This window comes from Citrobacter sp. RHBSTW-00944 (assembly GCF_013615435.1).
GTDB classification, from domain to species: domain Bacteria; phylum Pseudomonadota; class Gammaproteobacteria; order Enterobacterales; family Enterobacteriaceae; genus Citrobacter; species Citrobacter braakii.
Map to the genome: position 1 here is coordinate 517,067 of NZ_CP055418.1, position 12,579 is coordinate 529,645.

At 52.4% G+C, this 12,579-nt stretch carries 12 protein-coding genes; 3 read left to right on the forward strand and 9 right to left on the reverse strand.

Going from position 1 to position 12,579, the window contains the following annotated elements:
* Nucleotides 1-7: 7 nt before the first annotated feature.
* The 3 genes from HV334_RS02480 to HV334_RS02490 form a co-directional block, all read right to left on the reverse strand.
* Complete coding sequence (locus tag HV334_RS02480; protein WP_016151440.1) at nt 8-973, reverse strand: DMT family transporter; 966 nt, start codon at nt 971-973, stop codon at nt 8-10.
* A gap of 76 nt (nt 974-1,049) precedes the next feature.
* A complete protein-coding gene (locus HV334_RS02485; protein WP_094761019.1) occupies nt 1,050-1,874 on the reverse strand; it encodes an AraC family transcriptional regulator in 825 nt (274 codons plus the stop codon).
* Nucleotides 1,875-1,955: 81 nt separating this feature from the next.
* Nucleotides 1,956-2,804: an SDR family oxidoreductase gene (locus HV334_RS02490; protein WP_046275833.1), complete on the reverse strand. Its 849-nt coding sequence runs from the start codon at nt 2,802-2,804 to the stop codon at nt 1,956-1,958.
* An 85-nt stretch (nt 2,805-2,889) separates the two neighbouring features.
* Here HV334_RS02490 and HV334_RS02495 point away from each other — a divergent pair, with 85 nt between their 5' ends.
* Complete coding sequence (locus HV334_RS02495) at nt 2,890-3,294, forward strand: helix-turn-helix domain-containing protein (protein ID WP_016151443.1); 405 nt, start codon at nt 2,890-2,892, stop codon at nt 3,292-3,294.
* A 48-nt stretch (nt 3,295-3,342) separates the two neighbouring features.
* Here HV334_RS02495 and cpdB read toward each other — a convergent pair whose 3' ends face one another.
* Nucleotides 3,343-5,286: a 2',3'-cyclic-nucleotide 2'-phosphodiesterase gene (cpdB, locus tag HV334_RS02500; protein WP_016155525.1), complete on the reverse strand. Its 1,944-nt coding sequence runs from the start codon at nt 5,284-5,286 to the stop codon at nt 3,343-3,345.
* Between the two features lie 187 nt (nt 5,287-5,473).
* On the opposite strand from cpdB, the gene cysQ reads away from it, so the two are divergent.
* On the forward strand, nt 5,474-6,214 hold the full coding sequence (gene cysQ / locus HV334_RS02505) for a 3'(2'),5'-bisphosphate nucleotidase CysQ (RefSeq protein WP_016151445.1): 741 nt from the start codon (nt 5,474-5,476) through the stop codon (nt 6,212-6,214).
* Here the strand turns inward: cysQ and HV334_RS02510 are convergent.
* Nucleotides 6,204-6,761: a YtfJ family protein gene (locus HV334_RS02510; RefSeq protein WP_016151446.1), complete on the reverse strand. Its 558-nt coding sequence runs from the start codon at nt 6,759-6,761 to the stop codon at nt 6,204-6,206. The genes cysQ and HV334_RS02510 overlap by 11 nt on opposite strands.
* Nucleotides 6,762-7,088: 327 nt before the next feature.
* Here HV334_RS02510 and HV334_RS02515 point away from each other — a divergent pair, with 327 nt between their 5' ends.
* A complete protein-coding gene (locus HV334_RS02515) occupies nt 7,089-7,295 on the forward strand; it encodes a DUF1107 domain-containing protein (RefSeq protein WP_003025710.1) in 207 nt (68 codons plus the stop codon).
* 67 nt (nt 7,296-7,362) lie between these two features.
* Here the strand turns inward: HV334_RS02515 and HV334_RS02520 are convergent, their stop codons facing one another.
* The 4 genes from HV334_RS02520 to HV334_RS02535 all read right to left on the reverse strand — a co-directional run bounded on the left by HV334_RS02520 (nt 7,363) and on the right by HV334_RS02535 (nt 12,577).
* Complete coding sequence (locus HV334_RS02520) at nt 7,363-8,703, reverse strand: hemolysin family protein (RefSeq protein ID WP_003830418.1); 1,341 nt, start codon at nt 8,701-8,703, stop codon at nt 7,363-7,365.
* Between the two features lie 145 nt (nt 8,704-8,848).
* Entirely contained in the window at nt 8,849-9,919 is a 1,071-nt protein-coding gene (locus HV334_RS02525) for a 1,4-beta-xylanase (protein ID WP_181221129.1), read from the reverse strand.
* A gap of 10 nt (nt 9,920-9,929) precedes the next feature.
* On the reverse strand, nt 9,930-11,474 hold the full coding sequence (locus tag HV334_RS02530; protein WP_181221130.1) for an MFS transporter: 1,545 nt from the start codon (nt 11,472-11,474) through the stop codon (nt 9,930-9,932).
* A gap of 80 nt (nt 11,475-11,554) precedes the next feature.
* Complete coding sequence (locus HV334_RS02535) at nt 11,555-12,577, reverse strand: Gfo/Idh/MocA family oxidoreductase (protein WP_049283039.1); 1,023 nt, start codon at nt 12,575-12,577, stop codon at nt 11,555-11,557.
* Nucleotides 12,578-12,579 lie beyond the last annotated feature (2 nt).

The window sequence follows — 12,579 nt, forward strand, 5'->3', positions numbered from 1 at the left end:
CGGGCCATTATGATTGTGGAACCACGACGACGCTTGGTTTCTGTGGTTTGGCTCTGACGGCTATCACCACCCCAACAATCAGCAGCGCAATGCCGCTTACCGTCAGCAGCGGCGGGAATTCCTGGCGCAGGATAAAGGTGTACACCAGGCCAGCCAGCGTTTCGAAGACAATCAGCGGGCCGAGGATCACCGTCGGCAATTTTTGGCTGGCGACGTTCCAGCACAGTGCGCCAACCCACGAACACAATACCGCAATCGCTATCATCAGGCCGATAAACACGCCCGGACGCGGGCCGAAGGGCAGGGCAAAGTCCGGCGTTTGCCCGTTCAGCCACAGGCAGGCTGCAATATAACCGAGCAGAGAAACAGGCAACGTTACCAGTGCCTGGGCCGTCGCCCACATCATCGGGTGCTTATCTGGATTCTCGCGCAGCCAGCGGGCATTACGCAGCGCATACCACGCCCAACACACTACCGAGATCAGCGCCAGCGCGATTCCAGAACCATAACGCCAGCCGCTAAAGTCGGGTAAGCCTTGATTCAGCTCCGAGATATTCACGCACAGCAGACCGATACCAATCAGCACCAGCGCAGGCGACAGACGCCACCATGATAATTTGCCGTCGCGCTGGCTGTAGAGCAGGTTAGCGAAGACCGGGATCACAACCGGCAATGTACCAATAATCATCGTTGAAACCGGCGCGCCAGTGCGCTGGATGGCGCTTGCCAGGCAAACGTAATAAATTAGATTACCCATCATCGTTAGCGCCAGCGCAGTGACCCAGTCTTTACGCGTCAACTGACGCAAGCGCACACGCCCCAGCCAGGCAATCGGCAACGCTATTAGCCCCAGCGCCAGATAGCGTCCCATCGACTGCAATACCGCCGGGTATTCCGGTACGATCAGCGGCCCAACAAAAATTAATCCCCACATCAGCCCAGCCAGCAGGGCATACAACACGCCGCTAATCATTTTTGACATCCACATCGCTTAACAATAAGTCGAGTGTAGGCAGGAAAAATGCAGCCGTATTGTATGAGATTGCTGTTCAACGCCGGACGACTTGTTTCTGATAACGTACCGGCGTAATACCATAGCGATGGGTAAACGCGCGGGTGAGATGCGACTGGTCGGTGAGGCCGGTTGCGGCAGCGACCTCCGCGGCGGGCATTCCGTGAGTGAGAAAACCTTTGGCTCGCCACAGGCGGATCGCCATCAGCATCTGGTGCGGCGTGACGTGGAAATGAGATTTAAACTGGCGCTGAAAATGCCAGGGACTCAGCGCTGCAACCCGCGCCAGTTCGTCGAGCGTTACCGGGTGCATATAATTATCGTGCAAATACTCGCGTACCCGCTCAAAGCGATGCGATCCCTCCGGTAATACCGGCGCATGGCGGGCCAGCGGCTGGAACGTGTCGATCAGATCGAGTAATAGCCCTTTTTGCGCCAGCGGATCCTCAGTGTTCCACAGGCCATGGATCAGCGAGCAGATCTGGCGCGAGCGTAGCGGATCGTGACGCGTTACGTCATGAAACCACCAGTGGCGGATCCCGGTGACTTCTTCCAGAAGCTCTGGCTCAAGATAGATCATCCGATAGCGCCAGCCGTCGGCGGTTTCCGCTTCGCCGGTATGTAGCTCATCGGGATTCATGGTGACGACGGAATGGGCGGGGGCCACGTACTGCGTGCCGCGATAGCGAAAACGTTCGGCTCCGGCTTCTATCGCGCCAATACCAAACGCTTCATGGGTGTGGGGTTCAAAGGCGTAACGCGAGATGTGCGCATGATACAGCTCAACGCCCGGCACCTGTGCCAGATGGCGAAAGCGGGCGCTGTCTTTCTCATCAATAAACTGCTCAGGTACACCTTGCACGTCTTCTCTCCCCACGCATCATCATGTCATTATCAGAGAGGATGCGCGGGGATGCCACCACAATTAACTAATTTTTAACACTTACACGATGCCTTTGACGCTGTCTGCCAGCGACGTGGTTGGGCGACCAATCAGTTTGCTCAGCGTATGGCTGTCGTCGAAGAGGCCACCTTTAGAGGCACCAACGTCTGAGTCAGCCAGCATGTCCGCCAGTCCGGCAGGCAGACCAACACCTTTCAGCGCGGCGGCAAAATCAGCTTCGCTCAGATTTTGATACACCACTTTTTTACCGCTCTGTTTTGCCAGTTCGGCCGCCAGCTGGCTCAGGGTCCAGCCTGCGTCGCCCGCCAGTTCATAGATTTTACCGGCATGACCGTCTTCACTGATGACGCGCGCAGCGGCAGCGGCATAGTCGGCACGGGTCGCCGAGGCGATTTTGCCTTCTCCCGCCGCCCCAATAAACACGCCGTGTTCCAGCGCGGCTGGTGCGCTGGCGAGATAGTTTTCGGTGTACCAACCGTTACGCAGCAGCGCGTACGCGATACCGGATTCAGCCAGCATCTTCTCGGTTGCGACATGCTCATCAGCCAGCCCCAGCGGGGAGCGATCGGCGTGCAGCAGGCTGGTGTAGGCGATAAATTTCACGTGGGCCGCTTTCGCCGCGTTAATCACGTTGCGATGCTGCGGGGCACGTTGTCCCACTTCGCTGGAGGAGATTAGCAGTAACTTGTCTATCCCCTGTAAGGCCGTGGTAAAGGCAGCTTCATCGCTGTAATCCGCCTGACGAACGGTAATGCCCTGCTGGCTAAGCGCCGTCGCTTTAGCAGGATTACGCACAATAGCCACAATCTGGCTGGCAGGAACGGTTTTCAGTAGCGTTTCAATAACGTGTTGGCCCAGTTGGCCAGTGGCACCAGTAATCGCGATCATAGGATAACTCCTTTGGTATTGGTCTTGTGTTTAATCACATTAACACCTAAACTTACTTTTAGTAAGTACGTACAAAAAGGTTAGTATGAAAATGACAGCTTTGACGCTCTCCCAGCAATTACGTGATGGCAATTTGTTTGCCGAGCAGTGTCCCTCCCGCGAGGTGTTAAAACACGTCACCAGCCGCTGGGGTGTATTGATTCTGGTGGCGCTGCGCGACGGTACGCACCGCTTCAGCGATTTGCGCCGTAAGATGGGCGGCGTCAGTGAAAAAATGCTGGCGCAATCCCTGCAGGCGTTAGAACAGGACGGGTTTATCAATCGGGTGTCATATCCGGTGGTACCGCCGCATGTGGAGTATAGCCTGACACCGTTGGGTGAGCAGGTGAGCGAAAAAGTCGCAGCGCTGGCGGACTGGATAGAGGTGAATTTGCCGCAGGTTTTGGCAAATCATACCGTTAAGAACGAAGACGTCCCGGCATCAGCGTAAACGACCCGGTCGGGCTTGCCGGATGGCGCAGCGCCATCCGGCGTGGTCTTACTTACTCAAATCCAACTGATAAATGGCGAAGCCGATGTCATCGGTAGCGACTTTCTTCAGTGGATACTGGCCTTTCTCTTTGATAAACGCAGCGGCTTTATCAGACGGTGATGTTTCAAAGCGAATATCCAGTTGTGTCTCGCTGTGAATCGGCGCCAGACGCCAGTTGTTATCTGCCGCTGGATGAATTTCGCCTGCGCTCTTTGTCTGGGAACCTATCCATGCTGCCAGCACCGAGCGGTTTTCATCTGGTGATGCAAACGCGATGTGGCTGTCGCCGGTCCCGGCAAACTTACCGCCGTAGGCGCGGTAGTTGTTGGTCGCGACGAGGAAGGTTGCGTTCGGATCGATCGGTTTACCGTTAAAGGTCAGATTTTTAATACGCTCCGCTTGCGGGTTAATCGTCTGGCATTCACCGTCATAGCGAGCGGGTTGTGAAACATCAATCTGATAATTCACGCCGTCAATCACGTCGAAGTTATAGGTACGGAAGCCATCCCAGTTAATTAACGACTGTGGTTTGCTGCTGTGGATATCAATCTGATTAAACTGCCCGGCAGAACATTCCAGCCACTCTTTCACCTCTTTACCGCTGGCTTTCACCACGACCAAGGTATTGGGATAGAGATACAAATCAGCGGCGTTACGGAAGGTAAGCTGACCTTTTTCGACTTCGACAAAGCTGGCCGGATCGTTCTTGCGTCCACCGACTTTAAACGGTGCAGCGGCGGAAAGTACCGGTAGTTTTGCCAGGTCCGGATCGCCCTGGATAAAATGTTCCACATAGGCTTTCTGCGCATTATTCACCACCTGCACGGTCGGGTCGTCCTGAACCAGCGCCAGATAGCTGTACATGTTGTCGGCAGATTTACCGATTGGCTTGCTGACAAACTCACGCGTGGCATCGTGATCGGCTTTTAGGATCTCAACAATTTTTTGGTCTTCGCCAGCCAGTGATTTTTTGGCCGCGGCGTCATAAATCGGGCGCGCCTGCGCTTTCCCCTGCGTAACCTGCCATTTACCGCTGTCGTTATTCAGTACTAAATCCACCACGCCCAGGTGATCGCCCCACATGCCCGGCATCACCGCAGGAACGCCATTGAGCGTACCTGTTGTGATATCTGCGCCTTTGATGTTGGCAAAGTCTTTCCCCGGGAAAACGGCGTGAGCGTGACCAAACATAATGGCATCCACGCCCGGAACTTCACTGAGGTAGTAAACGGAGTTTTCCGCCATCGCCTGGTATGGGTCGGCAGAAAGCCCGGAGTGAGCAACCACCACCACGACATCGGCACCTTTGGCTCGCATTTCCGGCACGTATTTACGTGCGGTTTCCGTAATGTCATTCACGGTCACTTTGCCGCTGAGGTTGGCTTTATCCCAGGTCATGATCTGCGGCGGCACAAAACCGATATAGCCAATTTTCAGCGTCTGCTTGTTTCCTTCCTGATCGACAACCTCAGTCTCTTTGATCAGATAAGGAGTAAACAGCGGCTTTTTGGTCTTAACGTCGATGATATTGGCGTTAACGTAAGGGAACTTCGCCCCGGCTAGCGCGTTGTGCAGATACTCAAGACCGTAGTTAAATTCATGGTTGCCAAGGTTACCCACTGCGTAATCCAGCGTATTCAGTGCCTTATATACCGGATGCGTTTCGCCCGCTTTCAGCCCCTTGGCCGCCATATAATCCCCGAGCGGGCTGCCCTGAATCAGATCACCGTTATCAACCAGCACGCTGTTTTTGACTTCACCACGTGCTGCGTTGATCAGGCTTGCCGTACGAACCAGGCCAAATTTTTCAGTCGGCGTATCTTTGTAATAATCGAAATCCATCATATTGCTATGCAAATCAGTGGTTTCCATTATACGCAGATCGACGGTCGCGGCATTGACGCTGGCTGCAATCAGCGTGGCCAGAAACGTTGCACTAAACTTAATCATCAGGGGCATCCTTTTAAGATCTAAGCCACAAAAGAAAATGTATATAAATCTTCTTGCTTACAGAACTGTGAATCATGACATGAATATAGCGTTTAAAACCGCAGACGCTATCACAGTTGGCGGATCCTTTGGCGATCGGGTATAAGTAAAACAACGAGTTAACACCACGAAAGAAACGAGGTGGAGAATGTTAGAACATGTATGCCAGCTTGCACGGAATGCGGGCGATGCCATTATGCAGGTCTACGATGGAATCAAACCGATGGAGATTACCAGCAAGCAGGACGATTCTCCGGTCACGGCGGCGGATATCGCCGCGCATACGGTGATCCTCGAAGGATTACTGGCGCTGACGCCGGATATTCCGGTCCTGTCTGAAGAAGCGCCTCCTGGCTGGGATGTTCGCCAGCACTGGCAGCGCTACTGGCTGGTAGACCCGCTGGACGGTACCAAAGAGTTCATTAAGCGTAACGGTGAATTCACCGTCAATATTGCGCTTATCGAGCAAGGAAAGCCGGTACTGGGCGTGGTTTACGCGCCGGTGATGAAAGTGATGTACAGCGCGGCAGAAGGTAAAGCGTGGAAAGAAGAGTGCGGCGTGCGCAAACAAATCCATGTTCGTGACGCGCGTCCGCCGTTGGTGGTGATTAGCCGCTCGCATGCTGACAATGAGTTAAAAGAGTATCTGCAACAGTTGGGTGAGCACCAGACCACGTCGATTGGCTCATCGCTGAAGTTCTGCCTGGTGGCGGAAGGGCAGGCACAGCTGTACCCACGTTTTGGGCCAACTAACGTATGGGACACTGCTGCTGGCCACGCCGTTGCCGCCGCAGCCGGGGCGCACGTTCACGACTGGCAGGGGAAATCTCTGGATTACACCCCACGTGAATCATTCCTCAACCCCGGCTTCCGCGTCGCTATTTACTGAGTAATTTGTGCAGCAGGGCAATAACCTGCTGCACCTCTTCCTGCGTCAACGCACCATCTTTTGCCCACTGAACGCGTCCGTCCTTATCAAGTACGGCGATAGCGGAGCTCTCTTCATCCAGTTGCCAGGCTTTACGCGCAATGCCATTGCTGTCGACAATAAATTGTGACCACGGGTAGAGCTTCTTATTGCTCTCCAGACTGCTGCGCACAAACATACCGGAGCCAGGAATAGCGTCATCGGTGTTGACGATCGTGGTGGTCTGGTATTTGTCGTGCGGCAGGTTGGCCGCCTTGATTGCCTCGATCAGCGTAGCATTTTTCTCTTTGGCGGAGGTGCGTCCGGCAATGTGTTGCACAATTCGCACTTTCCCTGGCAGCTGCGCGCTATTCCAGCTTTTGTAGCTAAACTTATCGTTATCGAGAATCAGTTCGCCGCGATCGGCGATCCCCACCGGCGGTACGCGCTGGTTGGTCTCAAACGAATGCGCACAGGCAATCATCGGCAGCAGCAGGCACGACAGCGCCAGCAGTTTTTGTAAGGTCATAGGTTTTCCTTCTTTCTTTATTTTGCAGGTGATCCGACCACTTGGGTCTGGAATTTAATCATATGTGCGATTGATGCTTTTTCCCGCAAGCGCGATGCCAGTTTGCGGACGGGCGCACAAATCCTGCGAAAAATGAAGGCTTATACTGAAGACAGCGAAGCGTTGAAAAGATAATTCTGAATATTTGTAACCTGAAGGTAAATAAACTTATACACGCTGGAAACATGAGCGAGATAGTCTATAGTCATAGGGCATTAAAATTTGCGCCTGAGGATTGTCGGACCGATTGTGGTACCGCAAAGGCGTAATGCTCAGCAGGAGACAACAATGAAAATTTTCCAACGATACAACCCGCTGCAGGTGGCGAAGTACGTGAAGATCCTGTTTCGTGGACGGTTATATATCAAGGATGTAGGCGCTTTTGAATTTGATAAGGGTAAGATTCTTATCCCAAAAGTGAAGGACAAACTGCATTTTTCCGTGATGTCCGAAGTTAACCGTCAGGTCTTGCGTCTGCAAACTGAGATGGCTTGATCAAAGTGCTATGCGGTAGTTAAAAAAACGGCTCCTGAATGGGAGCCGTTGATGTTTCTGCAGGACGTTAAGACGCCTTTGCCTCTTCTTTTGCATCCGGCAGTTTCGGTACCAGTACGGTAGGTTTACTGTCCAGACGCGTCACCAGCAGCTGATCAATCTTGTAGTTATCGATATCCACCACTTCAAATTTGTAGCCTGAATACTTCACCGAGTCGGTGCGTTTCGGGATTTTACGCAGCATGAACATCATAAAGCCGCCGATGGTTTCATAGTTGCCGGACTGCGGGAACTCATCGATATCCAGGACGCGCATAACGTCATCAATCGGCGTACCGCCATCGACTAACCATGAGTTTTCATCGCGCGCCACGATCTGCTCTTCCAGACCCTGACCGACTAAATCGCCCATCAGCGTAGTCATAACGTCGTTGAGCGTGATAATCCCCACCACCAGCGCGTACTCGTTCATGATGACGGCAAAGTCTTCGCCTGCGGTTTTGAAGCTTTCCAGCGCTTCAGAGAGCGTCAGCGTATCCGGCACAATCAGCGTATTGCGGATCTGTACGCCACTGTTCAGCGCCATGCTTTGGTTCGCCAGTACGCGGTTGAGGAGATCCTTTGAATCGACATAGCCAATGATGTGGTCGATATCTTCGTTACACACCAGGAATTTGGAGTGTGGATGTTCCGCCACCTTGTTCTTCAGGCTTTGCTCATCTTCGTGGAGATCGAACCAGATAATATTCTCGCGCGAGGTCATGGAAGACGGTACGGTACGGGATTCCAGTTCGAACACATTTTCAATCAGCTCATGTTCCTGCTTACGCAGAACCCCTGCCAACGCACCCGCTTCGACCACGGCGTAAATATCGTCCGAGGTGATGTCGTCTTTACGCACCATCGGGATCTTAAACAGACGGAAGATGTTATTTGCCAGACCGTTAAAGAACCACACCAGCGGGCGGAAGACGAGCAGGCAGAAGCGCATCGGGTTGATGATACGCAAAGCCACAGCTTCTGGCGCAATCATACCGATGCGTTTCGGAGTTAAATCCGCGAACAGGATGAACAGGCCAGTAACCAGCGAGAACGACAGAATAAAGCTTAACTGTTCGGACAGCTCTGGAGTGAAGTACTTCGAGAAAAGGCTGTAAAACGCCGGGGAGAATGCCGCATCACCGACAATACCACCGAGAATAGCGACCGCGTTAAGGCCAATTTGCACGACGGTAAAAAACATGCCGGGGTTTTCCTGCATCTTCAAAACACGTTGTGCGTTTACGTTGCCTTCATCGGCAAGCAGTTTAAGTTTTATTTTGCGTGATGCAGCAAGCGAGATCTCGGATATCGAGAAAAACGCACTCACGGCGATCAGGCAGAGAATGACTAAAATACTGTTTAACATATCTTATCCGACCGTTAAGGCCAGATCCTCGGAAGGGAGAAGTTGATAAATCCATGTGAAAACCGGCTCGTGGCGTTGAGCCGGTAAATTCAGAAGCTAGTATAGCGTAAGGTACTGTAAAGTCGCCAGAGGAGCTTTTTTGGCCTTATTCTGCGGGGTTAAGCCTACGTACCATCTGCATCTCACTTTCGCTACAAGGCGAACCATCCGGCTTCAGCACATCATGAAACCATAGCGATGCCGTCGCTTCGTCAAGCGGGATATCCGGCCACGGCAACCAGGTTTGCGTTTTCCCTTGTACCAACCCCCAGTGAAAGCTGGAAACACGCTGGGCGCTAAACAGCGGTAGCTGCTCTTCTATTCGGCTATCAACATGGCGTGCCAGCCACTCGGTACAAAAGAGCGGCCTGCCAAATTCGGCCAACTGCGACAGAAGAGTCAACTGGCCTGGGGTATCGACGTAGGCATGGTAGCTAATCACATCGGAAAGCCGCAGCGCGGCGATATCAACAGGATGCGTAAACGCATTCCCGCACGCAGTGCGATCGTCAATATGCCAGGCCGCTACGGTCAACGGTTGAGACGGTGACTCCTGCCGTGCCCAGCCAAACAGATGGGTCATCAAGGTTAAGGCGTAAATTTCCAGCCTATCGTCATAGTGGGTAAATTCGCCAGTATGACAAAAAATCCCGCCGTTGCCTGGCTCATTATATAAATCCCAGACGCTGATACGTGAGTCATGGCGAAAGTAACGGATGATATCTCTGACGTAGGCTTCAATTTGCGGCCAACAGCGTCGGTCCAGCACGCAGGCGCGGCCTGGGCTACCCGCTGCCTGGCTATTGTGAACGCCGGGAACTGGGGCCTTTTGCTGGCCGATAACGGGCTCATCACCGGAAAAAGCGCAGTCGTCGAGCAGCGTCAGCATCACTTTTATGCCGTGGCTACGGGCAATGTTCAGGAAGAGATCAATGCGCTCGAGCAGCCCATCGCGGTCATGCTGCCAGACGGTAAACGGTAAATTTGTTCGTAGCTGGTTATAGCCATACTGGCTGGCCCAGCCGAGTTCCTGATCGATAGTGCTGCTATCGAAACTCTCTACCTGCCACATTTCGAGCCAGTTAACCGCGGTGCGCGGCAAGTAGTTAAAACCGCAGCCCCAGGGTTGATCTTGATACCAGCTTTGCGCTCGTGTTTTGCTCCATGGGTTATACATGATGCGCTCCTTATTCGGCATCTGAGAGACTGACGCGTCCTGACGTACGCTGCGTGGCGCTGCCACCCCAAACTTCATCGTATTCGTAGCCGGTAAGCTGTTTTATCACCACCCGGGTTTCTTCATCGCAGTCGCGATAGTTGCCACCCAGCTTGCGGCGGGCGATCTCTTTGAGCAGAACTTTGTGGGTTTCGCGGGTAAGTTTAAATTTGTAGGTGGCGTAGAAACTCACCGCCAGCAGCGCCGCAGTAGCAAAGATCATCAATCCGATAATGGCGTGTAATGCGCTTTCCGGCTGCGCGCCGCTGCCTTTTACAAAGCCTGCCTCTTCCAGCACCATGCCGATAAGCAAAATAGCGATTGCCACCGTACTTTTACGGGTGAGTACCATAACACCCGCAAAAATCCCTTCGCGGCGCTGTTGGGTCACCATCTCATCGATATCAGGAATAAAGCTGTAGATATTCCACGGGATATAGTAAAGACCGGAACGTGCCATACCAAGCAGAATAAATATCGCAGAGAACAGAATATTGGACACCTGGGTTTCGGTGTAATAAATAACAAATAAAAATATCAATACGCTAAATATACAGGTGTAAGCGAGGCGTAGTGCTGCTGATGGGGTTATATTGAGTTTGTTCAGTAATAGCATAAACCCATAGGTGCCAAAAACTGAAGCGAAGGCGGCAATACTTAACCAGCCAGAAACGGAGGCTACATCCTGACTCAAGCAATAAACTACGTAATAGGTAAATACTGACCCGAATACATCCATAGCGGTAAATGAGAAAATATAAATAATAATATGCAGGCGAAATGCCCGGATCCTGAAAGAAGAAAACAGATCGAGTATCAAATATTTAAGGTGATTCAGTATCCCGCTATTGCGCTGCAGGTTAGTTTGAAATGTCTCTTCCTGAACGTCTTTGGCCTCCCACGTGCAGCGCCAGGTTATGAACACGGCGAGGCAGAACACGACGGAAAATATCAGCCCGGTTAGTGTATAGGTAAATGGGTTATCTTTGCCCGTAAACTGCATCAGGATACCGGGTACCGATACGGCAAGGAATCCGCCCAGCTGCGAGCAGATCATGCGCATACCGGAGAGGCGGCTGCGTTCTTCGTAGCGGTTAGTCATTTCTGCGGCCAGGGTTTCCCACGGCACCAGGACCATCGCTGACAGCAGCTCAATCGACAGATAGGTTCCCAGGTAGTACCAGTAACCCATGTCGGTCAGCCATAGCAGGGCATAGAGAAACATTAAAGGACAACTGAGTAATAAAAAGAAGCGGCGACGGCCAAATCTTCGACCTAGCCAGGTGTTGCCAAAGTTATCGGTGATATAACCCATAATTGGGCTAAGTACAGCATCAATCACGCGGGCAATGGCAAATATTGATCCTGCTTCCAGCACGCTTAAACCGCAGTAGGTTGTGTAAAAAAATAAAAGCCATGTTCCGATAATGGCGAAAGCACCGCCGCCAAATAAATCAGTAATGCCATAGCCGATCGCTACACCATAACTGACTCTGCGTTCAGTTGGTTTGACCATAATATTTTCCAGTATGTAGGGTATGCGTAATCCGGTATTATCCGGCTGTTGTTATTTAATTCTTCAGCGCTGAGTTAATTTTAATTATTAATGGTTATCCATTGTCGTGTTTTAGATGAATGATAAATAGCATCGACTATCGCCAGTGATTTTCGGGCTTCATTAATATTGATATATTCTGTCTGACCTCCATGAGTAATAGCATGATAAAACTGACGAATAGCCTGTTGGTGGCCCAGGCCCCAGTAACTTTTGACGTGGCCGTCCGGCGAACCATCGCAATCCAGCTTCAGGCGTCGGTCCGCTGTAACGCGCCACAGGGTGTTATCGGTGAGCTGGAGCATGCCTTGCTCGCAATGGATCTCCAGCAGCAGCGGTGAATCGAGGGTGTTACAGTTGCTGGCGTAAAACAGACCGCGGGCGCCGTTGGCAAAGTGCAGGGTCGCCATCGCGCTGTCTTCGGCTTCAGTGACGTCCGCCAGTTCACTGCTATCCACTACGCCTTTCAAACGCGTCACGCCGCCTGCGAACCACTGCATCAGATCGAGGGTATGAATAGCCTGGTTGATTAGTAAACTGCCGCCTTCGCTGGCAAAACGCCCACGCCACGGACTTTCGCTGTAATAAGCCCGGGAGCGCGACCAGGTCAAAACCGCTTTAATGCTTAGCATTCTGCCGAGCGTATTTTTCGCCAGTTCGTCGCGGATACGTAAACTGGTTGGATTAAGGCGGTTTTGATAGCACACGCCCAGTAAGCCTTGGGCAGACGCCGCCGCGTAAGCTATGTCTGCTACCTCTGTGCAATTCAACCCTACCGGTTTTTCGCAAAACACATGTTTCCCGGCGGCAAGCGCGGCCGTAATCATGTTTTTGTGCTCGAAGTGAGGCGTACAGATATGGACGACGTCAATGTCATTATCCAGCAGCATTTCCCGGTAATTCTGGTAATAGCGGCAGTTATACGCGATGGCCTGTTGCAAACCGTTGGCGCTATCAATATCGACCAGCGCGCGCAGCGTGACCCCCGGCAAAAGCCGTAGGGCGTTTACGTGGCTGCTGTGGATAGCCCCCGCGCCGATGATGGCGGCATTTAGCGTTGTCATGT